The organism is Halorhabdus sp. CUG00001 (genome assembly GCF_009797925.1).
In the GTDB taxonomy this organism is placed as follows: domain Archaea; phylum Halobacteriota; class Halobacteria; order Halobacteriales; family Haloarculaceae; genus Halorhabdus.
Genome location: NZ_VOLB01000001.1, coordinates 2,572,521 through 2,591,260, shown reverse-complemented (window position 1 = coordinate 2,591,260; position 18,740 = coordinate 2,572,521). Strand labels below are relative to the sequence as shown.

Sequence of the window (18,740 nt, the reverse complement as noted above, 5' to 3'; positions counted from 1 at the left end):
CGTTCGGCAGCATAACCTTTCGTAGGAACTTAATTTGATCTATCTGACATCCGTCGTTTCACCATCCCACACGACTGGTGTGGGTCCGCAAGGACGTTCCTCCGAAGCCAGCAAGACGACCCATTTATTCCCGTGCCCCGGAAAAAGGAGCTAGATCCCCCACGCATGCAGATCGCACTGCTCGCCCCCCGGGATCCGATCCCGATCTACTCCGGCCTGATGGAGCGCATCTATCAACTCGGGGAGACGCTCGGCGCCGACCACGACGTGACCCTCTACTACCCGGACGAGCCGAGCCAGCGATCCACCGACGGACGCACCCCCGAGACCTGTCGGTTCGAGCGGGTCGGCATCCAGAACCCGCTCCTCTCGACCCTCGACAGCGTCGTTCCCTCCTACTCCGCACTCAGAGGCCTCTACAAGACCCATCCGTGGCTCTACCCGACGCTGCGATCGAAACTCCGCGAGGCCGATCCCGACGCAGTCGTGGTCGAGATGCCGTACCTGGCGCCGGTCGCCCTCGCGGCCGCCCGCGGATTGGACGCGCCAGTCGTCCTGAGCGAGCACAACGTCGAGTACACACTCGCCGAGCGCCTCGACATCGGGGGTGCCGGTCTCCTGAAGCCCTTCGAGACGACCGTCGCCAACAGCGTCGACACCGTCGTCACCGTCTCGGAGGCGGACAGGCGGACCCTCGACCGCGACGTGCGGACGCCGATCCGCGTCGCCCCCAACGGCGTCGACGTCAACCGGTACGCTCCCGCGGCGGCCGACCGGGCGGTCACCTACGACACCGACGGGCCGGTCATCGTCTATCACGGCAACCTCGGGAACGCCCAGAACGGCGACGCCGTCGAGCGCCTCGTCGAGTCACTTCTCCCCGAGATCAGGAGGATACACCCGGAAGCGACGCTGGTCCTAGTGGGTCCAAATCCCCCCGAGCTTGACATAGACGGAGTCCAAGTGACAGGGCTGATCGATGACCTCCCAGCACATATCGCCCGCGCCGACCTCGCTCTCGTGCCGCTGCGTGCGGGATCGGGAACTAAGCTGAAGATCCTCGAATATCTCGCCGCCGGGACGCCCGTCGTGACGACGACGGTCGGGGCCGAGGGGTTGCCGCTCGTCGACGGCAAGCACGCGATCATTCGCGAGACGGATTCGGAACTCGTCGCCGCCACGGACAGACTCCTGTCCGAGCCGTCAGCCGGGAAAGACCTCGCCCGGAACGGCCGTGAACTCGCCGAGACGGAGTTCGCCTGGGGGCAGACCCTCAAACCATACCGGGAACTGCTCGCGGGGCTGGTCGAGAGAGGTGAACACGTTGATTAGGAGGGGTGCCGACGCCCAAAGTAATGACAGATTGCCCCCGCAACGTCCTCCTGATAACCATCGATTCCCTGCGCTATGACACTGTAGACCCACTAGAGCGGTTGTCCCTCTCCGATCCACTCAGGTTCGAGAAGGCTTTCGCCACCGGTCCGGGTACGTCACCCTCGTTCCCGGGCATCCTAACGGGAACTCTCCCTCTCTCCCACGGAGGCCTCGGCCCGCTCACCGAGGGGCGACCGATGCTCGCCGAACACCTGCAGGACGCCGGATTCGCCACGGGTGGCTTCCAATGCAATCCGTTCCTCTCCAAACACTTCAACTACGACCGTGGGTTCGACATCTTCGAGGACTACCAGCATCCGCTGATGGGTGTCGCGACGAAACTCTTCCCCCGGGGGATCGAACTCGATGGCCGACTTGGAGCCATCGACGACATCCTCCACCTGACGGACGCGATCAAGTGGACCTATCAACTGGTCGCCGGGAAACCACGACCGTACGTCAGCGCAGAAGTCGTCACCGACGATGCTGTCGAATGGCTTGCCGGTGCCTCCGAGCCGTTCTTCTGCTGGGCACACTACATGGACGTCCACCATCCCTGCTTCCCGCCCCGGGAGTACCGGGCCGACCACGGCGTCGCGGACATCGAGCAGGCCGACGTCGCCGAGTCCTACAGTGCCCTGGTCAGCGACCCTGGCGCGCTGACAACAGCCCAACTAGCCGATCTCGAAGCCCTCTATCACGCGGCGATCGACTATACCGTCGACCAGACCGACCGGCTGATCGAGCGCCTTCGAGACGACGGGCGCCTCGATGAGACGCTCGTGGTCGTCACCTCGGATCACGGCGAATTGTTCGGCGATCACGGACAGTACGGCAAGCCGGAACGACTGTACGACGAACTCCTCCGGGTGCCATTGTGGGTCACCAACGGACCCGACCACCTCGAAGATGCCACTGATGACCTGGTGAGCCTGCTCGACGTCCCGCCGATGATTCACGACGCGCTCGAAATCGACATCCCCAGCGCCTACGAGGGGCGCCGGCCGGGCGTCGGCGATCCGCGGGAATACGTCCTCGCCGAACACGCCGTCGAGGACGAGGTGATCGTGGGGGCTCGCTCGGCGGCGTGGCTCTACGAAGCCGACGAGATCCGCGACGAACACCGGCTGTTCGATCTCCGTGAGGGGTTCGAGCACGTAGCCGCCGACGCCGAAGGGGAGGGACCAGCCCGCGTCAGGCGCATCGTTCGCAATCGGCTGGACGTACTCGACGTCGAGGCCACGCAACTCGCCGAAGAGGTGGAGGGCGACGTCGAATCGCGACTCGAAGATCTGGGGTATCTGTAGCGACGGGTGCGTCACACAAGCTATTAACGCGCGCTGGTCGTCACCCGACGTATGCCAATCGACTGGACAGACACAGATGTCCTGGTGACCGGCGGCGCCGGCTTCATCGGGTCACACCTCACCGAGGAGCTCGTCGAACGCGGCGCAAACGTCCGCGTGGCCGACAACTTCGAGCGCGGCGACCCGGCGAACCTGGCGACCGTCGAGGACGAGATCGACCTGCAACCGCTCGATCTCACGACGCCCCGCGGGTGTATTGAAGCGACCGAAGGGATGGATTACGTCTTCCACCTGGCGGCCTCTGTCGGCGGCATCCACTACATCCAGCGGGAGAACGTGGGCGGACTTACCCCGTCGGTTCTGATGAACCAGCAGATGCTTGAGGCCGCAACGACCAACGACGTCGATCGGTTCATGTTCGCCTCCAGCGCCTGTATCTATCGGCAGGAACACGACGACCTCAACAGGTTCAGCGAGGACCAGGCAGTCCCCGCCGATCCCCACAGCACCTACGGCTGGGCGAAGATCCTCGGCGAGGTGGCCTGTGACGCCTACCACACCGACACCGACGTCGACACCGGCGCAGTACGTATCTTCAACTGTTACGGGACACGCGAAAGTCTCGATCCGGCGTCGAGTCACGTCATCCCCTCGTTGTGTCGGAAGGTCATCGAGGCTGAAGACGGGGACTCGATCGAGCTGTTCGGCGACGGCACCCAGGAGCGGGGGTTCATCTACGTCACCGACCTCGTCGAAGGGATGATCCGGGCGATGGAACGCAAGACGGACGGCGAGCCGATCAACCTGGGCAACGGAGAGGAGGTCGTCACGATGAACGAATTGGCCGAGCAGATCATCGAAATCAGCGGCAAAGACATCGGAATCGAGCACGACCTCTCGAAGCCGACCGGCACCGACAAGTACGCCTGTGACATGACAAAGATGAGCCGGGAACTCGACTGGGAACCGGCGACACCCCTCGAGGAGGGGCTTGAGACAGTCTACGCGTGGGCCGAGCGCGAACTCGAAGGGACTAAGCGCGATCCGGCCGGGAGGGCAAACTGATGAACTGGAACGGAGAGTCCGTCCTGGTGACCGGTGGCGCATCGTTCATCGGGTCACACCTCGTCGAAGAGTTGGTAGCCGAAGGAGCAGACGTCCGCGTCGCCGACGACTTCTCGAGCGGGAAACGGGAGTTCCTCTCGGCGGTCGAAGACGACATCGAGATCTTGGAGGGAGACCTCCGGCGCTGGGAGGTCGCCGAGGAGGCATCGGCGGGCATCGACACCGTGTTTCACCTCGCGGCCGACCACGGCGGCCGCGGATACATCTCTAGCTACCCGGCCAACTGCGCGACGAACATGGCCCTGGACACGATGGTCTACGAGACCGCGGCCCAGAACGGAGTCGAACGCATCTGCTTTGCCTCCAGTGCCTGCACCTATCCGACGGACATCCAGCAGGAACGAAAGCGATTGGCCGAGGACATGGTCAGTTTCGAGGAGCGCGGCGGCGCCTACGCCGACGAGGTCTACGGCTGGGCGAAACTCATGGGCGAGCGCTCGCTGATGGCCTACGAGGAGCAGTACGACATTGACGCCAGCATCGTCCGCATCTTCACCGCCTATGGACCACGGGAAAACGAGACCCACGCGATCATTGCCCTGATGGCGAAGGCCCTCGCCCAGCAGGATCCTTACGAAATCTGGGGGGACGGCGAGCAAACGCGCAACTTCACGTACGTCAAGGACATCACGAGTGCACTCCGCCTGGCAGCCGAGAACGTTACCGATGCGACGCCGATCAACGCCGGCATTAGCCGCTACGTGACGATCAACGAGGCCGCCAAAGCGGTCTTTGCGGCCTTCGACTGGGAGCCCGGCGATATCGACTACCTGACGGACAAACCCGTCGGTGTCAGGCATCGCGCGGCCGACACGACACGCGCCGAGGAGTTGCTCGGGTGGGAACCCGAGTACACCGTCGAAGAGGGGATCGCCAACACTGTCGAGTGGTACGTCGAAAACCGCGACGAGGAGGAGGTCCGGGAAAACCTCGAGACGCTCCTGTACGAACGCTGACTCCATCTCGATGACGGACGATCAGACGGAATACGTCCTCGTCACCGAGTATTTCCACCCGGACACGGCATCGACCGGTCAGCTGATGACTGATCTAGCGGTCGGCCTCAAGGACCGGGGACTCGATATGACCGTCTACACAGGCCAGCCGAACTACCGGGGCGGCCCAAACGAGCGACAGCCGCGCAAATCTACCCATCAGGGAGTCTCTGTCAATCGGATCCGAGCACCGCAATTACGCCAGTCGTCACTCCCACGCCGTCTGTTCAACTGGGGCGTGTTCACGATCTGGATGTTTCTCGTACTGCTGGTCAGCCGATCGGACGGTGATCGAGAAGTCCTGTTCGTATCGAATCCGCCGATGTTGCCGATCGCGATGTGGATCGTCTGTCGGATCCGGGGTTGGGACTATACGTACATCGTCTATGACCTCTATCCGGATCAACCAGTCGAGCTCGGTTACCTATCTGAGGATGGACTGATACATCGAAGTTGGGCAGCGTTGAATGGCCGCGCACTTCTGGCAGCGACGAACGTCGTTGCCCTCGGCCCACGAATGGAAGCACGAATCGCCGCCCAGGCAGGTCCGATGTTCGACAAAGACACCGTCACCATCATTCACAACTGGGCCGACGCTGACTTCATCGAACCAAAGGAGAAGTCTGAAAATACGTTCAGTGAGGAACACGACCTCGTAGACTCGTTCACCGTTTTGTACTCCGGTAATATCGGTGAGTTCCACGATCTGGAAACCGTCGTCGATGGGGCCGCGCGGTTCAACGATGACGACGTGACGGTTCTCATCATCGGGGAAGGAGACAACAAAGCGTCGATCGTCGACAGAGCTGAAGCCAACGGCACCCGGGGAGAGACTGTCGAGTTTCTCCCCTACCAGCCTCGTGACGTACTCCCGGAGTCGTTGACGTCGGGGGACGTCTCCGTTGTGACTGTCCGAGAAGGATTCGAAGGGATCTGTGTCTCGAGCAAATTATACACGGCGATGGCAGCCGGAATGCCCGTGTTAGGTATTGTCCAGCCGGAAGACGACGAGGCGCGCATCATCGACGCGTTCGATGCCGGAATCCACGTCGAACAGGGGGATGTCGATGGTTTCGTCGAGGCCATCGATACCTGGCGGTCGAATCCAGAGCACAGACGACAACAGGGGGCGAACGCAAGAGCTGCCTTCGAGTCGTACTTTACGAAGACTCAGTCGATCGATCGGTACTACCGACTGTTGACCGACGGCGCGGTAGCACCCGACGTCACACGAACGACCGCAGTGACGTCGACTGAATCGGCCTGAACGTACAGGAATTCGTTAGGCGAGAGTATCAGGCGTCTTCGCTCGCTAGATCAGCAAGCGTCGACCCAGTTAGCGGTCGCTCATACACACGGACTGTATCCAGCGATATCGGGGCATGCTGTGATCCGCTCTTACTTCCAAAAGTAAGCGATCTACCCGAAATCCGGTTGAGCGCGTCCGTGTTGGTCGTTTGAACGAGCGTGCCGTTCCGGTAGAGGCGCAACTCGTCGCGCTCACGGTCCAATACCAGCCCGACGTGTGTCCACTGGTCGAACTGCGTGGTTTTGATTCCGAAATTGCGGACGACAGCCCCGTCAGTACCCACCATCCGGACCCCGAAATCACCCGTCTGGGTCCGGGCCCAGATCCCGAGTCCACTGTCCTGAATCGTGTTCAAGACTGTCGGATACCGCTCGGACGACGCACTCAGGTTCCCCTTGATCCAGAACGCCAGTGAGAACGAACCGTTCCCGATCGCTGGTGCCCGGGAGTCCGGCACGACAAGATCGTCGTCCTCGCCGTCGAATGCGATCGCCGCCCCATCGACGCCGGGCTCGAAGTCCGGATCGCCCCGGACCTGGGCGTGTGCGTCACCCACTCGGTCGACGACGTGCTCGTCCAGTCGTTCGTCGAAGGTCCAGCGCGTAACCTCGCCCCGATCACCGTCTACCTTCAGCCGTTCGTCCACGACGTACCTGCCATCTGTAACTGCTCCCTCCGGGACCGACGCCTGCCCGTCACCGATCGCGTAGTCGCCGGCGTACGGGACGGTCACGGCGAACGCGTCGCCGGCACTTCCTTCCACACGACGCTCGTAGGTGAACGAATCGCCTGGGACCGAGACAGACGTCGAAACGGGACGCGTCGCGTTCGAGTGGGCGACGCCGATCAACGTCGCCCCGGGGACGACCTCGAACACTTTTCGATCCCCGTCGGCGTACACACCGCGATAGTGTGAGACACCGGGGACATCCCCATCACGACTCCCCCAGTACTCAGAGAGTCGTGTGTGCGTCGAAGTCCGGGCGATCGAACCATTATCCCTCGCGTCGACGACGACAAATCCATTCCGCCCATCGTCTCGTAGACGTTCGGACCACTCCTCTGGTTCACTCGACGTCAGGAAATCCTCGAAGTTGTCCTGGGCATAGCGATACGATTCGGACTCCCCGTTGACGAAGTAGTTGTACACGCGGTTCCGTCCCCAGTCGCTGAAGACGTAGTTCTCCGGATACGCTAGCCCCTGCTCCTCAGCGTACGTGTCGGTCCAAGTGGCCGTTCGATACGTTTCGCCGTCGACCATTAACTGGCTCTGCTTGACGGGCGTTTGGACGAATCCAAGACTGCCGACGAGCAAGAAGAGAGCACCGAGCAGGAAAACAGTCCGTCGATCAGGGAGAGCCAACGATCGAGTGCGCTCGTCGTCCGACATCCGCTGTCGATCGTCGACCGAGAACGACGACACGGGTGCAGCGAGGTCGACGACGTTCGCCAGGTGGACGAACCCGACGCCTGCAAAGACCGCCGTAAACAACGCCAGTTGTCCAGCAAACCGAATCTGGACGATCGAGAGAACGAAGAAGTACCAGGCGTAGACGGAAACGACCAGCCAGTCGGGGCGATCACCACGCCAGGCCCGCCAGCTGAACCAGGCCATGTAGGGGAGCGCGAGCAAAAGCACGAGCCCGAACAGCAGAATCGGGCCAACGATACTCCCGATCTCCCCACTAAAGATAGAGTAGGTTTCCGCGATGCCGCTTTGTCCCGTCCGGACGAAATACCCGTATGCTGAGTTCACAGCGTCACCGATCGCGGGCACGAAGACGAACGCGCTCGCTGCACCGACCAATCCTGCGCTCACTTCGAGGGCAGCCGTCGAGCGCGCCGACAAACCGGCCTCGAGCGCGAGACTGCCGAATAGGGCGACGCCGAGACCGCCGGCAAACAGGAGTAGCGGAGACACAGCTCGATAGAACGGTGCCCACCCGAAGAGGAGATGTGGGATCACCGTGAGCAGGCCACCCGCTCCGACAGCGGCGAGCATTGGACCGCTGGAAACGAGAGGACTTCGCTCCTCACAAGCGTCAAGAACGGCCAGCGTGAGGAGGACGACGACGACCGGAAAGATCAGCAACGGGCCACCTCGCCAAGCGAGCGTGTTGCCCGTGATCCCCACTCCAACGGCGGCGACGCCGTCCCAATTCATCGTCCGGAACAGACGACTATCCGCCCCGCGACGGCTACGCTGAGTCGCGAGCACCACGAGACCGTAGGCTGTCAGGCTGAGCCAAAGATAGTCGAACGCGTGGTGGTCGGCAAAGCCGAGCATGGTTCGGAACGCGTGTGTAGGCGTGATAGCGAGAAGGAGGACAGACGCGATGCCGATCCGGCGATCCGCGGTGAGTCGAACACTCAACAGATAGACGAGAAACGCAGACCCGACGCCAACGAGTGGCGGATACCAGGCGAGAATTCGACCGGCGACGTCGGGAGCCCCGCCGACCAGCGCACTCGCCCACCACAGCACGACGACTGTCAGTGTGTCCCGTGCGTATCCGCTCGTCGGCAGTTCCGAAAACGCCCCGAAATCGAACGCACTGCTCGTACGGAGCAGTTCCTCGACCCAGTACAGGTACCCGTAGGGGTCGTTGCCAGCGAGGACGACGTCGCCGTTGCGGAATACACTCCCGTATGCAAGACCAATTCGGGCGAAAGCCACCACGAGGAGTGCGCCACAGAGAACTGCCGCCGTTCGACGGTCTACGGATGGGGCTTGAAAGGGAAACGACCAGCCTCCGAGCTGGCTTTCGTCAGTACTTTCGGGGGGTTCCGTCCCATCGAGTACCGCCAGTACTGCATCCCGATCGGCAAGCCGGTAGCCGTTATCGCCTTCCGTGACAATACCCCTGGAAACGATCTCACCGAAATCCCCAGAATCAAGGGACGTATCGTCAAACGACCACGGCTCCTTCTCGTCAAGTTCCACTAACTCGCGGAACGAATCCGCGAGATAGGGTTTCTCTTCGAGAAGGGAGTCGGTCGCCTCCCGGACGTCAGCCATATCCGACCCACCAGCGAGAAGTGTATTAAACGCTCGGAGCCAGTCGGGCGAGTCACAAGGGTTACCCGTCCCACTCGCGTTTCGACTCGTGATGTGGCCCTGGGGACACCTGGCTGCTGGATACCTGCTATACACGGCGTTCGAACGCGTGCTGACCGACCATCCGCCCGGTGACCTCGCGACGATCTGGCTGGTCGTCGGAACGCAACTGCCGGATCTGATTGATAAACCACTGGCCTGGACGCTCCAGGTGCTACCGAGTGGCCGATCGTTCGGTCACTCACTCCTCATCCTCGTCCCGTTGCTGCTCGTCGCGGCCTATCGCTCGAGCGGCCGCTATCGGACGGCGATCGTCGCACTCGGAACTGGACACGTCACTCATCTATTAGGAGATATAGTCTATCCGCTGACAGTCGGTCAGATACACCACGTTGGCTTTCTCGGTTGGCCGCTGATACCGCCCATCGACTATCCTACAACCCAGAGCTTTCTCGCCCACTTGATGGGTATCGACCTGACACCGTGGTTTACCGGCCAATTGGCGCTGGTCGTCGTCGCAATCGTCGTCTGGACCGTCGATGGCAATCCTGGATTGCGTGTCTTCGACGGCAGATAATAGCTCGTTGCCCGCAACCGCTACGCCAACAGCTACGCCAGATAGCCGATATCTTCCAAGCGTTCCTCGACATCCTCGTCCAGGTCCTCACGCCCGTCACCGCCCGCCGAACCACGTTCGGGAATCGGTTCACGCGTCCGTACTTCCCGCATTGCCACGTCACTGTCCGCCTCGAACGCCGAGAGAACGGGCTGGCCGTCCATATCAGCCGGCACGGCCTGGTCCAGCCAGTGCAACACGGTCGGCGCGATATCGGAAATCCGGATCGTCCCCAGATCATTCGTAGCAACGTCCTCGCCGTGGAACAGGACCATTCCGGCGGGCACGTTCTCGGCGCGCCAGTCGTCGGGTTCAGTCACCACGCTGTCCCCGCCGATGGCCCCGCTCGTGTGGACGCCCGGCCGCTGGTCGAACACCAGGTCCGGCGCGAGATCGACGTACGGCCCGGAATATATCTCCTCGGGCCGGTAGATCTCTCTGGCGATCGGCTCGCCCGTCGTGCTCGTCGCGTCGGCGAGGTCAGCCTGGAGATCCTGCAGGATCGACTCGCGTTCGGCCTCGTCGTCGGCATTGACGTAGACCAATCCCTGCCCGCTGCCGATCGCCGTCGTCTCCTCCCAATCGACTGCAGATAACTTGGCCTCGCGCTGGACGCCCTCGTCGCTGGGGAAGCGCTCGATGATCCGCCGGGGCACCAGCGGCCGAATGTATTGTTCGAGGCCCAACGAGCGGACGATCCCGGCGATTCGCTCCTGGGTGAAGCCCAGGTCGTGCAGCCGGGAGGCCAGACTCGCGGTCGTCGAGAGGTAGCCCTGCTCTTCGAGCCACCGGTTGACGTAAAACACCGTGTCGATCTCCGTACAACCGTGATCGGACATCAACACGAGGTTGTACTCACCCTCGAGGAAGTGGCGCAGTTCCTCGTCGACGATCTCCCAGGCCTCGCGTGTTTCGGGTCCGTCCCAGAAGTAGTGCTGGAGGACGTTCAGGTGAAAGAGCGTGACGTGCAGAAAGTCCAGCTCGTCTTCCTCCAGTAACGTTCGGGCCGTTCGCAGGCGGGTCCGAAGCAGGTCGTGGACCATCTCGACCTCGCGGTCGGCGTCCTCGTTTGACGTCAGCACGTTCGCGGGGTGGACGCGGTAGTCGAAGCGATCTTCCAGTTCGGCCTGCAACTCGGGCGGTTCGGTGTAGTCGTCCTCGCCCGAGCGCGGCCCGCCGGCGACCATTGGGCCGTCGATCGCCCGCGGGGGGTAGGACATCGGGAGGTTGACCACGCCCGTCCGGTGGCCGGCGTCGTTGAGGTAGTCCCACAGTTCCGGACTCCGGAAGTCAGTCGAGTCGGGCAGGTGCATCGAGCGATCCTCGGTGTCGATGCGTTCCCACCAGTAGACGCCGAGTTTGCCCGGGTTCTTCCCCGAGGCGTAGCACTTCCAGTTCGGGCAGGTGACCGGCGGGAGGTGGCTGCGGGAGACCCCCGAGGCCCCCTCCTCGCGGAGGCGTTCGATGGTCGGCAAGTGGCCCGCCTCGATCCAGGGCTCTAACAGTGGCCAGTTGGCCCCGTCGAGGCCGACGACGACGGTCGGTTTCATCTAGGTTGTACTGAGCCAATGGCCACTAAAGGTATTCTGTTCCCGGTTTGAGGTGGTCGCCCCCTGGAGAGGGCTGCCCGCTGTGACTCCGTTCCAATTACCCCGAACCCAACCCACAACCGGATCGATCCCCTAAGAAAGGTAGATGAACAGCGGGACACAGGTGAAAAGACGATGACTGACGACGATACAGGCCACCGGCTCGTGGCCGCCGTCTACGATCCGCTGACCGCGCCCTTCGACGAGCGGCTGCTCGGTGACCACCGCGAGTACCTCGCGCGTGGGCTGGACGGCTCAGTCCTGGATCTCGGGGCCGGGACCGGCGCGATGTTCCCCTATTTCGCGGCCGCCGCAACCGACGAATCGAGTCTCGACTGCCACGCGATCGAACCAGATCCACACATGCGACAGCGGGCCGAGTCGCGGGCCAAGGACCTCGATCTGGCGATCGATATCCGACCGGATCCCGCGGGATCGCTGCCCGACGACGACGATTCGATTAGCACCGTCGTCGCCTCGCTCGTGCTCTGTACGATCCCCGACGTGCAAGCGGCACTCGATGAGGTCGCCCGCGTCCTCAAGCCGGGTGGCGAGTTGCGGCTCCTCGAACACGTCGCCGCCGACGGCTGGACCGGACACCTCCAGACTGCCGTCAATCCGGTCTGGAAGCGCGCGGCGGCCGGCTGCCACCTAAACCGGGACACCGAGGCCACGTTGCGTGGCCACGATCGTTTCGACGTCCGGGAACTGACGACCCTGGAGATGGGAGTGCCGCCCGTACAGCCGTTCATTCGCGGGACGCTGGAAGTGCGTACGTAACTGTTCTGGGCGCGAACCGAGTCACTGTCGTCTCAGTGGAACCAAGTCGACGCGCTAAAACACACTCGCGTCCGAGAACCGTCTATGCGCCAGTTCGTCGTACTCGGCCACGAGGCCCCGACGACGCCCGAATTCTCGCTCGACGACTTGCCGGGCTCGGCGGGCCGCCTCGACGTGCTCTGTCGGTGTCTGAACGCCGCCTTCTTTCGATCGCACGGCATTCGCGAAGACGTTCGCGTTCGCCTGGTGTTGGGCGATGAATTCACGCTCCGGTTGGAGGGGCGCGAGCTACAGGGCCTCAACCCCGACGAGCGCAGCACGGCCGCCCGGATCCGGAGTACCCTAGAACGCCGCGACGAGGCGATCGGCCACCAGGCAGTCGAGACGTCGCCCGGGATCTATCTTTCGCGACGCGGTGTCGAGGCCGCCCTGCGTGACGCTGCCGCGGAGGGACAACTCCTGCAACTCCACGAGGACGGGACGCCGATAATCGACGGGGGCGTTCCGGCCGATCCGGTGTTCGTACTCTCGGATCACCAGGACTTCACCGACGCCGAACAGGGCCTACTCGAAGAGTTGAACGCGAGGCGAATTCGGCTGGGGCCGACCGCGGTCCACGCCGATCACGCGATCACTGTCGCCCAGAACTATCTCGACACGGACGGATTCGAAACCTTCTGACCGATCGACGGCCGTTACTCGATCCGGAGATCGCCACCGTCATCGCTGGCGTTTTCGTCCCACTCCAGTTCGAATTCGACGCTGAGTTCACCGTGGCCATCAGCCGGCCCCTCGCGTTCGGCCTTGACTTCGAACGTCGGCCGTGCCGGCGGGTCCATGGTGACCGACTGGTCGCCGGCCGACAGCGAAATCGGGTCGCCACCGTCGAGATTGTCGGCGACAGTCCGGAGATACGAGGCAATTTCGTCACGGGACAGCGAACGTTCCGTCTCGAAGAGCACTTCTTCTGGCATAGGTGAACAGAGGCGCGAGAAGGGGATAAGTGTTTCAGCACTAACAATCCGCGCGCCGACAAATTCGCCCGACTGGACGTGTCTCGCAAGAGTTAAAGGCAAACGCCGGCAAGAGTTCGACTGCGGGCCGGTGGGGTAGCTTGGTATCCTTCGGCCTTCGGGTGGCCGTAACCGCGATTCGAATTCGCGCCGGCCCATTTCTGCCCGCAAACAAACTCGTGAGCGGGCAGTACATGCTGCCGAAAGAATTCGAGCCAGCAAGTCGCAGCGCGCGAACGAGGTGAGCGCGACCGTCTTGCTCAGTTCGACATTCGCGCCGGCCCACTTTTCACCCCACGTCGCGACCGTGAGCGACAGCGAACGGGCCGTCGTGAGTGCGAAATGGAAGAGCAAGCGGATTCGCGCCGGGCAAGTGCTCTCGTAGCCCAAGACGACACCAAGAAACAATCAGGACCGACTCGACCGGCCAGACGAACAGGCCATAGCTGTTTCACCTGCTCTGGGACGAGCGAAGTCCCGGAGAGCGGCGCCTATATCGCGGTTCGTGGCGACGACCAGACCCACGGGGGCATGGAATGGTCGTCAATCTCGACACAGAGTCACCCGAAGCGTCAATCAAGGAAGCGAGACGGGCTTGGACCGAATCTACATCCAGACTAACTGCGCGTGACGCGTGCCGTCGATATCCAGCACGTTGGCTTCGTCGACAAAGCCCTGCTCGAGGGCAATCGAGACGGCTGTCTCGCCGACGAGGTTGGCCGTGTCACACTTCGCGAGACTCGCGGCGACGCGCTCGGCGTCGGCGACGTCGCCGCCGTAGAAGTCCTCGGTGACCGAAAGAGAGAGATCGCCCTCGGTGAACGTCTCGCCGAGAATATCGGCGTCACAGACGGCGACGAGCAGTCCGTCTTCAGTCTCGCGTTCGGAGACTAACAGACCGTCACTCGCGTTCTCACTCATGCTACTCGCGCAGCTCCTGCTGGCGTTGATCGATCATCTCTTCTTCGGTTTCCTGGCGCAACTCGTCGGCCTCCTCGACGAGTTCTTCGGCGCGTTCGTCCTCACCGACCTGTTCGTGGGCACGGGCCTTCTGTTCCAGCAGGTCCGCGCTCCGGAAGCCGAGTCTGACGGCATTGTCGAAGGCATCGATGGCGTCCTCGGCGAGCCCGCGTTCCAGCAGGAAAAAGCCGCGATTGTACCAGGCTTGGGCGAAGCGGGGGTCGATCTCGACGGCCCGTTCGGCGTGTTCTAAGGCCTGCTCGGACTGGCCGGATTCCCAGAGTGCGTAGGCGAGGTTCGTCTCCGCGGTCGCGGCGTGTTCGGACTCGGCGTCGATGTTCAACGCTTCCCGGTAGGCACCGATCGACGCGTCGTACTCCTCGAGTTCGGCGTGGGCGACACCCTTGTTCACCCAGGCCTCCTGGGTGATCGCGTCGTCGTCGGCAAAGCGAGCGGCCCGTTCGAGTGCCTCGGTGGCCTCCTCGAAGCGCTGGATGCGCGTGTACTCTAGGCCCACGTCGAGTAAACTCTCGGCGTCGACTTCCTCGTCAGGGATCGCATGTTCGTCCAGTAGATCCCCGACTACCCGCGAGTCGACGGGATCGACCGCATCCGGATCGACGGCGAGTTCAGGCGGTTCCAGATCGAACCCCTCGTAGGGGTCGGAAAAGCCTTGGCCCTCGGAGAAACGATGGTCTTCGGAGTCATCAGTCATGAAACAGTCTACGCGAGTCGAATGGTTAAGGGCTACGTCCGCGCAGCGGCCGAATCATTTTGTACACCGGGCCGTAATATAAACTATGACGGACGACCGTGTGGCGGACCTGGTCGACGATGCTGTGGATGTGGAGGGAATCCGCCGATATCTGCGGAATTCGGACGTTCTCTTTGCGGTCCTGTTCGGCTCGCTCGTAAGCGACACGGCTCACGAATCTTCCGATGTCGACGTAGCACTCCAGTTTCCGGACGAGATGACGCCAAAAGAACGCTTTCGGCATCGAAATCGACTCGACGCCGAACTACAGACGTATGCCGAGCGATTCGTCGACGTGAGTGATATCGAAGCGCTACCAGTACCCGTTGCACGTGCGGCACTCCGGGATGGAATTCGACTCGTCGGTGATGAACAGGAGATTGACGCGTACCGCAAGCGGGTCGAATCCGAGTACGAGACGTCTGCTGAGCGACGAGAGCAGGAACGTCGAGAATTCATCGATCGTCTGGCGAAAGGAGAGTTATAGATGGTCGACGAGGAAGTAGTCGTGACCAAGTTGGAACAGGTCAACGAATTTGCGCACGACCTCGAAGAGATGCGTGGGCTGTCGAAGGACCAGTACGTCTCGGATATCGTGATTCAGCGGGCGGTCGAGCGGACGTTCATGAATCTGATTCAGTCGTGCATCGACCTTGCCCAGCATATTCGTGCCGCCGAGGATCTGACGGCGGCGCGGACATCGAAAGAAGAGATCGAAGCTCTCGGCAAAGAAGGCATCATCTCCGCCGAGACGCAAGAACGACTCGAAGAAGCCGTCGGGTTCCGAAATGTACTCGCCCATCGGTATGGGGACGTAGATCACGAAACAGTGTACGAGGTACTTCATGAAGACCTGCACTGGTTCGAACAGTTTCAACAGGAAGTTGCCCAGTGGTTTCGCAAGCAGGAATCGTAACAGTTCGGGCATGATGATTGACACAAACAAATCTGGTGTAACGCTGAAAAAGACAGCACTAGAGAAGGACGTATGAGCAAGCGACTGTTCGTCAGCGTCGACCTCGACGGCCTCGGCGAGGCGGTCGCCCCAGTCCAAGAACACTTCGAGGCTGTGTCGGGCCTGAACGTCGTCGACCCACACCAGACCCACGTCACACTGAAATTCCTCGGCGACACCGATCCCGACCAAGTGCCCGAACTCACCGACGAACTCGCGGCCGCGGTCGATGAGAGCGGCGTCGAGCCATTCGAGACCGAGCTCGGCGGCCTGGGCGCGTTCCCGAGCACGGATTACATCAGGGTCGTCTGGCTGGGTGTCCGCGAAGGGGGCGAGCAACTCACCCGACTGCACGAGGCAATCGAGGAACGTACAGTCGAGATGGGGTTCGATCCCGAAGAGCACGACTTCACCCCACACGTCACGCTGGCCCGCCTGAATCACGCGGGCGGGAAAGAACTCGTTCAGAACGTGCTCCAGGAGAAGGATCCGACGGTCGGTACCCTCCAAGTCCAAGACATTCGGGTGACCGAGAGTGTTCTGACCGACGACGGTCCAGCGTATGCGACCATCGAATCATTTGAACTCTGATATGAACTCGGGGCGCTAAGTGGTACGCACCGCCGACTTAGGCTGGGTAAAGTACTTAGCCTGGCCAAAATTGGTATGGAAAGTGATAATTATTAAGTGGTCCACGACCCAACGAACAGCCGATGGCACTGCTGGCTAATCTCACGCTGGTTTTCGTCGCGGGATTGATCACCGCGTTAGCAACGGGGTTGGGCGCGATCCCGTTTTTCCTGGTTGATGACATCAGCGATCGGTGGTACGTCGGATTGTGGGGGCTGGCCTCGGGAATCATGCTCGCGGCGTCGCTGTTCGGGCTGATCATGGAAGGGTTATCCGCGGGAGGGACACTGATCGAAGTGGCCGTCGGCATGCTGGCGGGTGTCCTCCTCGTCATCGTCGCGCATCGAGTGCTCGACGATACCGACTTCGACCCCAAAGAGTACGCAGAAGCCGATTTCAAGAAGCTCGTGCTCATCCTGGGCATTCTGACGGTCCACAGTTTCCCGGAGGGTGTCGCCGTCGGTGTCTCCTTCGCCGAACTCGGTCTCGACGGGGCCCAGGGACCGCTTCTGTTCGGCGCGACGGTCCCGATTCTGGCGATCTTCATGACGATCGCGATCTCGATCCACAACATCCCCGAAGGCGTGGCCATTTCGATCCCGTTGCGCTCGATGGGGATCTCCGAGTGGCGCATGGTCTGGTGGGCCGTCTTCTCCAGTTTACCACAGCCCATCGGGGCTGTCCTCGCGTTCGCGTTCGTCCGCCTCGCACAGGACTTCTTGCCGTATGGCTTTGGCTTTGCGGCCGGCGCGATGATCTATCTGGTGGCGACGGAGTTCATCCCGGAAGCCTTAGAAACCGGCGCGTCGCTGCCCGGCGGTGGCTATCGCGAACTGGTCGAAGGGCTGGCCGCCGGAATCGCGTTGATGGTGCCGCTGGCGGTGGTGTGATCGTCACCGCAGCGACACGTCGAGATCTGCCGTGAGATAGTCGACACTGCGCCCGATAACGCGTTCCCTGGAATCCGTGGTCACCGTTCCCTGGGGGTTCGCCACCGCGTCGTGTTTGACCGTCGCGAGGACCCAGGGCGAGCAATAGGACGTGCGCTCAGGATGGTTCCCTGTACGCCAGTCGTCGTCGGTAATTTCGATGTTTTCGGGCAGGTCACTCAAGGTGAGGCCCGCACAGAGATATTCCTCGCCACCGTACGGGATCCCCTCGGCTGTGAGAGCGAGCCACGGGCGAGGGTTCTCCCCAGCACTGTACGGATCCGGTGCCCAAAAGACGTCCCCTGCATCGAACGGATCGTTATTCATCCGACTCCTCGCGTGGATCGACCGCGTACGCCTGCCACTCGTCGTACGATGGCGTCTCTCCATCACGTTCCCGGTCGGCGAGACTCGCTCCCGCGTGATCGGTTGCCGCCTCGACACTCCGGTCGTGATCGCTGACCCGCCAGTACGTCCCACGGTGGTCGACCCGACCACGCTCGCGCAATCGAACGAGCGTCGGCCCGATCGACCCCGTCTTCACGTCGGTCGCCGCCGCGATATCGCTTTGCGTGAACGCTTTCTCGGGGTTCTCCCGGAGAAAGTCCAGTATTGTGGCCGCGTTGGTTCCCGGCCGTGGCCCCCCTGTCTCGTCGTCGGAGAGGTCCTGAAATCGATCCTTGCTGATCGGCATGCCCGATTCTTTGTATCGGATTGTATTGAATGTATTGTCCCACCTATCCATTCGAAGGAGAGACAATGATCGGTAACGCCCGATAACCAGCCCTGCAGAATTCACAGGGAGATAGCAGACGACCATTGCCACAACAGGAGAAGTCAACGACGGAGACGAACGGTCCCGTGACTCCGGCCAAAAGAACAATCATTTAAACTGCCACGGCGAAGACGCGGACACCATGGGCAAAAAATCCAAGGGCAAAAAGCAGCGTCTGGCGAAGCTCGAACGCCAGAACAGCCGTGTCCCGGCGTGGGTCATCATGAAGACCGACCAGGACGTACAGCGCAATCCGAAGCGACGCCACTGGCGACGTAGTGACACAGACGAATGAGTGCCGAAGACTTCGAGGAGCGGGTCGTCACAGTCCCGCTTCGCGACGTGCAAGCCGTTCCGGAGGGCGACCGTGCCGGAAAGGCGATGGCGCTCATCCGTGAGCACCTCGCCCAGCACTTCTCCGTCACAGAGGACGCAATCCGGCTCGATCCCTCGGTCAACGAGGCCGTCTGGGACCAGGGGCGGGCAAACCCCCCGAGCAAGATCCGGATTCGCGCCGCCCGCTTCGAGGAAGCGGGCGAGAACATCGTCGAAGCCGAACCCGCAGAGTAAC

At 62.0% G+C, this 18,740-nt stretch carries 21 protein-coding genes and 1 tRNA gene; 15 read left to right on the top strand and 7 right to left on the bottom strand.

Annotation, left to right across the window (positions count from 1 at the left end; genetic code table 11):
* The first annotated feature begins 165 nt into the window (after positions 1-165).
* Genes FR699_RS12915 through FR699_RS12895 form a run of 5 tightly spaced genes read left to right on the top strand, consistent with a single transcriptional unit; the run spans position 166 to position 6,068 of the window.
* The gene (locus tag FR699_RS12915) at positions 166-1,332 is read left to right on the top strand and encodes a glycosyltransferase family 4 protein (RefSeq protein WP_158855663.1); all 1,167 of its coding nucleotides are present in this window, start codon (positions 166-168) and stop codon (positions 1,330-1,332) included.
* A gap of 23 nt (positions 1,333-1,355) precedes the next feature.
* The gene (locus FR699_RS12910) at positions 1,356-2,681 is read left to right on the top strand and encodes a sulfatase (RefSeq protein ID WP_158855662.1); all 1,326 of its coding nucleotides are present in this window, start codon (positions 1,356-1,358) and stop codon (positions 2,679-2,681) included.
* A 51-nt stretch (positions 2,682-2,732) separates the two neighbouring features.
* Positions 2,733-3,746, top strand: coding sequence for an NAD-dependent epimerase/dehydratase family protein (locus FR699_RS12905; RefSeq protein WP_158855661.1), 1,014 nt, complete (start codon positions 2,733-2,735; stop codon positions 3,744-3,746).
* The gene (locus tag FR699_RS12900; RefSeq protein ID WP_158855660.1) at positions 3,746-4,762 is read left to right on the top strand and encodes an NAD-dependent epimerase/dehydratase family protein; all 1,017 of its coding nucleotides are present in this window, start codon (positions 3,746-3,748) and stop codon (positions 4,760-4,762) included. Before FR699_RS12905 ends, FR699_RS12900 begins: the two co-directional genes overlap by 1 nt.
* Positions 4,763-4,772: 10 nt before the next feature.
* Positions 4,773-6,068, top strand: a complete 1,296-nt coding sequence (locus FR699_RS12895; RefSeq protein WP_158855659.1) for a glycosyltransferase family 4 protein — start codon at positions 4,773-4,775, stop codon at positions 6,066-6,068.
* A gap of 28 nt (positions 6,069-6,096) precedes the next feature.
* Here FR699_RS12895 and FR699_RS12890 read toward each other — a convergent pair whose 3' ends face one another.
* Positions 6,097-9,129 (bottom strand): LamG-like jellyroll fold domain-containing protein, encoded by a 3,033-nt coding sequence (locus FR699_RS12890; RefSeq protein ID WP_158855658.1) that lies wholly within the window; start codon positions 9,127-9,129, stop codon positions 6,097-6,099.
* Between the two features lie 91 nt (positions 9,130-9,220).
* Between FR699_RS12890 and FR699_RS12885 the strand changes: the two genes are divergently transcribed.
* Positions 9,221-9,745 carry a metal-dependent hydrolase gene (locus FR699_RS12885; protein ID WP_158855657.1) on the top strand — a complete coding sequence of 175 codons (525 nt, stop codon included), beginning with the start codon at positions 9,221-9,223 and terminating at the stop codon, positions 9,743-9,745.
* 32 nt (positions 9,746-9,777) lie between these two features.
* Here FR699_RS12885 and FR699_RS12880 read toward each other — a convergent pair whose 3' ends face one another.
* Complete coding sequence (locus tag FR699_RS12880; RefSeq protein ID WP_158855656.1) at positions 9,778-11,334, bottom strand: alkaline phosphatase family protein; 1,557 nt, start codon at positions 11,332-11,334, stop codon at positions 9,778-9,780.
* Between the two features lie 174 nt (positions 11,335-11,508).
* Between FR699_RS12880 and FR699_RS12875 the strand changes: the two genes are divergently transcribed.
* A complete protein-coding gene (locus FR699_RS12875) occupies positions 11,509-12,153 on the top strand; it encodes a class I SAM-dependent methyltransferase (protein WP_158855655.1) in 645 nt (214 codons plus the stop codon).
* A gap of 84 nt (positions 12,154-12,237) precedes the next feature.
* Positions 12,238-12,834: a tRNA (pseudouridine(54)-N(1))-methyltransferase TrmY gene (gene trmY / locus FR699_RS12870; RefSeq protein ID WP_158855654.1), complete on the top strand. Its 597-nt coding sequence runs from the start codon at positions 12,238-12,240 to the stop codon at positions 12,832-12,834.
* Positions 12,835-12,848: 14 nt separating this feature from the next.
* Here the strand turns inward: trmY and FR699_RS12865 are convergent, their stop codons facing one another.
* Positions 12,849-13,127: an amphi-Trp domain-containing protein gene (locus FR699_RS12865; RefSeq protein WP_154552410.1), complete on the bottom strand. Its 279-nt coding sequence runs from the start codon at positions 13,125-13,127 to the stop codon at positions 12,849-12,851.
* A gap of 124 nt (positions 13,128-13,251) precedes the next feature.
* On the opposite strand from FR699_RS12865, the gene FR699_RS12860 reads away from it, so the two are divergent.
* Positions 13,252-13,324, top strand: a tRNA-Pro gene (locus FR699_RS12860).
* 448 nt (positions 13,325-13,772) lie between these two features.
* On the opposite strand, the gene FR699_RS12855 is transcribed toward FR699_RS12860, so the two are convergent.
* Positions 13,773-14,063 (bottom strand): DUF424 domain-containing protein, encoded by a 291-nt coding sequence (locus tag FR699_RS12855; protein WP_195837652.1) that lies wholly within the window; start codon positions 14,061-14,063, stop codon positions 13,773-13,775.
* A gap of 25 nt (positions 14,064-14,088) precedes the next feature.
* The gene (locus tag FR699_RS12850; RefSeq protein WP_158855653.1) at positions 14,089-14,841 is read right to left on the bottom strand and encodes a tetratricopeptide repeat protein; all 753 of its coding nucleotides are present in this window, start codon (positions 14,839-14,841) and stop codon (positions 14,089-14,091) included.
* Positions 14,842-14,926: 85 nt separating this feature from the next.
* On the opposite strand from FR699_RS12850, the gene FR699_RS12845 reads away from it, so the two are divergent.
* From FR699_RS12845 to FR699_RS12830, 4 genes are all read left to right on the top strand, one after another.
* The gene (locus FR699_RS12845) at positions 14,927-15,367 is read left to right on the top strand and encodes a nucleotidyltransferase family protein (protein WP_158855652.1); all 441 of its coding nucleotides are present in this window, start codon (positions 14,927-14,929) and stop codon (positions 15,365-15,367) included.
* Entirely contained in the window at positions 15,368-15,796 is a 429-nt protein-coding gene (locus FR699_RS12840; protein ID WP_154552414.1) for a DUF86 domain-containing protein, read from the top strand.
* A gap of 72 nt (positions 15,797-15,868) precedes the next feature.
* Positions 15,869-16,426 carry an RNA 2',3'-cyclic phosphodiesterase gene (thpR, locus tag FR699_RS12835; RefSeq protein ID WP_158855651.1) on the top strand — a complete coding sequence of 186 codons (558 nt, stop codon included), beginning with the start codon at positions 15,869-15,871 and terminating at the stop codon, positions 16,424-16,426.
* Between the two features lie 122 nt (positions 16,427-16,548).
* The gene (locus tag FR699_RS12830) at positions 16,549-17,355 is read left to right on the top strand and encodes a ZIP family metal transporter (protein ID WP_154552417.1); all 807 of its coding nucleotides are present in this window, start codon (positions 16,549-16,551) and stop codon (positions 17,353-17,355) included.
* Between the two features lie 3 nt (positions 17,356-17,358).
* On the opposite strand, the gene FR699_RS12825 is transcribed toward FR699_RS12830, so the two are convergent.
* Together FR699_RS12825 and FR699_RS12820 are read right to left on the bottom strand one after the other, a co-directional pair.
* Positions 17,359-17,721, bottom strand: a complete 363-nt coding sequence (locus tag FR699_RS12825; protein ID WP_158855650.1) for a hypothetical protein — start codon at positions 17,719-17,721, stop codon at positions 17,359-17,361.
* On the bottom strand, positions 17,714-18,088 hold the full coding sequence (locus tag FR699_RS12820; RefSeq protein WP_154552419.1) for a MarR family transcriptional regulator: 375 nt from the start codon (positions 18,086-18,088) through the stop codon (positions 17,714-17,716). The genes FR699_RS12825 and FR699_RS12820 overlap by 8 nt, the downstream gene beginning before the upstream one ends.
* Before the next feature lie 223 nt (positions 18,089-18,311).
* Between FR699_RS12820 and FR699_RS12815 the strand changes: the two genes are divergently transcribed.
* Both FR699_RS12815 and FR699_RS12810 read left to right on the top strand, forming a co-directional pair.
* The gene (locus tag FR699_RS12815; protein WP_154552420.1) at positions 18,312-18,464 is read left to right on the top strand and encodes a 50S ribosomal protein L39e; all 153 of its coding nucleotides are present in this window, start codon (positions 18,312-18,314) and stop codon (positions 18,462-18,464) included.
* A complete protein-coding gene (locus FR699_RS12810) occupies positions 18,461-18,739 on the top strand; it encodes a 50S ribosomal protein L31e (RefSeq protein WP_154552421.1) in 279 nt (92 codons plus the stop codon). Before FR699_RS12815 ends, FR699_RS12810 begins: the two co-directional genes overlap by 4 nt.
* Position 18,740: the final 1 nt, after the last annotated feature.

What these genes read in the sequence shown, in the direction of transcription:
- FR699_RS12890 (WP_158855658.1), bottom strand. Translation starts at nt 9,129, where the DNA reads ATGGCTGACGTCCGGGAGGCGACCGACTCCCTTCTCGAAGAGAAACCC.
- FR699_RS12830 (WP_154552417.1), top strand. Translation starts at nt 16,549, where the DNA reads ATGGCACTGCTGGCTAATCTCACGCTGGTTTTCGTCGCGGGATTGATC.
- trmY (WP_158855654.1), top strand. Translation starts at nt 12,238, where the DNA reads ATGCGCCAGTTCGTCGTACTCGGCCACGAGGCCCCGACGACGCCCGAA.
- FR699_RS12905 (WP_158855661.1), top strand. Translation starts at nt 2,733, where the DNA reads ATGCCAATCGACTGGACAGACACAGATGTCCTGGTGACCGGCGGCGCC.
- FR699_RS12875 (WP_158855655.1), top strand. Translation starts at nt 11,509, where the DNA reads ATGACTGACGACGATACAGGCCACCGGCTCGTGGCCGCCGTCTACGAT.
- FR699_RS12815 (WP_154552420.1), top strand. Translation starts at nt 18,312, where the DNA reads ATGGGCAAAAAATCCAAGGGCAAAAAGCAGCGTCTGGCGAAGCTCGAA.
- FR699_RS12810 (WP_154552421.1), top strand. Translation starts at nt 18,461, where the DNA reads ATGAGTGCCGAAGACTTCGAGGAGCGGGTCGTCACAGTCCCGCTTCGC.
- FR699_RS12845 (WP_158855652.1), top strand. Translation starts at nt 14,927, where the DNA reads ATGACGGACGACCGTGTGGCGGACCTGGTCGACGATGCTGTGGATGTG.
- FR699_RS12895 (WP_158855659.1), top strand. Translation starts at nt 4,773, where the DNA reads ATGACGGACGATCAGACGGAATACGTCCTCGTCACCGAGTATTTCCAC.
- FR699_RS12910 (WP_158855662.1), top strand. Translation starts at nt 1,356, where the DNA reads ATGACAGATTGCCCCCGCAACGTCCTCCTGATAACCATCGATTCCCTG.
- FR699_RS12865 (WP_154552410.1), bottom strand. Translation starts at nt 13,127, where the DNA reads ATGCCAGAAGAAGTGCTCTTCGAGACGGAACGTTCGCTGTCCCGTGAC.
- FR699_RS12825 (WP_158855650.1), bottom strand. Translation starts at nt 17,721, where the DNA reads ATGAATAACGATCCGTTCGATGCAGGGGACGTCTTTTGGGCACCGGAT.
- thpR (WP_158855651.1), top strand. Translation starts at nt 15,869, where the DNA reads ATGAGCAAGCGACTGTTCGTCAGCGTCGACCTCGACGGCCTCGGCGAG.
- FR699_RS12915 (WP_158855663.1), top strand. Translation starts at nt 166, where the DNA reads ATGCAGATCGCACTGCTCGCCCCCCGGGATCCGATCCCGATCTACTCC.
- FR699_RS12885 (WP_158855657.1), top strand. Translation starts at nt 9,221, where the DNA reads ATGTGGCCCTGGGGACACCTGGCTGCTGGATACCTGCTATACACGGCG.
- FR699_RS12850 (WP_158855653.1), bottom strand. Translation starts at nt 14,841, where the DNA reads ATGACTGATGACTCCGAAGACCATCGTTTCTCCGAGGGCCAAGGCTTT.
- FR699_RS12820 (WP_154552419.1), bottom strand. Translation starts at nt 18,088, where the DNA reads ATGCCGATCAGCAAGGATCGATTTCAGGACCTCTCCGACGACGAGACA.
- FR699_RS12880 (WP_158855656.1), bottom strand. Translation starts at nt 11,334, where the DNA reads ATGAAACCGACCGTCGTCGTCGGCCTCGACGGGGCCAACTGGCCACTG.
- FR699_RS12900 (WP_158855660.1), top strand. Translation starts at nt 3,746, where the DNA reads ATGAACTGGAACGGAGAGTCCGTCCTGGTGACCGGTGGCGCATCGTTC.
- FR699_RS12840 (WP_154552414.1), top strand. Translation starts at nt 15,368, where the DNA reads ATGGTCGACGAGGAAGTAGTCGTGACCAAGTTGGAACAGGTCAACGAA.